Annotated in this window: 1 protein-coding gene; it reads right to left on the minus strand. The window is 64.1% G+C overall.

The genetic code is table 11. The annotated features are described in order from the left end of the window. Nucleotides 1-594, minus strand: a 594-nt coding sequence (locus C8258_RS32120) for a condensation domain-containing protein (protein ID WP_146161391.1), incomplete at both ends; no start/stop codon positions are given.

Raw genomic sequence — 594 nt, forward strand, 5'->3', positions numbered from 1 at the left:
TGATCTGGCTGGGTTGAGTCGTTCGACCAGCACTTCGAACGGCACGTGCTGGTGTTCGAACGCTTCGAGGCTGCGCGTGCGAACCTGGGTCAACAGGTCGGTGAAGGTGGGGTCGCCGGCCAGATCGACCCGCAGTACCAAGGTATTGACGAAGAAGCCGACCAACTCGTCGAGGGCCGGGTCACCACGGCCGGCGACGACGAACCCTATGGGGACGTCGGTGCTGGTGCTGATCGTGGACAGTAGTACCGCGAGGGCGGTCTGGACGAGCATGAAACTTGTCGCGTTGTGGTCGCGCGCGACCTCGGCGATGTGTTGCTGTAGTTCTGCGGGCCAGTCGATGACGACGCTGGCGCCGTGTTGGTCGGTGGTCGGTGGATAGGGTCGGTCGGTAGGAAGGTCGAGGTGTTCGGGCATTCCGGCGAGGGTGTGTTCCCAGTATTCGAGCTCGGTGGTGATGCGGCTGTGGGGGTCGTGTAGTTCGCCGAGTTGGGTGCGTTGCCAGAGTGCGTAGTCGACATATTGCACCGGTAGCGGCGTCCAGTGCGGGGCGTGGCCGTGTCGGCGCGCTCGGTAGGCTTCGCTCACGTCGCG

Source organism: Nocardia sp. MDA0666 (genome assembly GCF_003023875.1).
Taxonomy (GTDB): Bacteria; Actinomycetota; Actinomycetes; order Mycobacteriales; family Mycobacteriaceae; genus Nocardia; species Nocardia aobensis.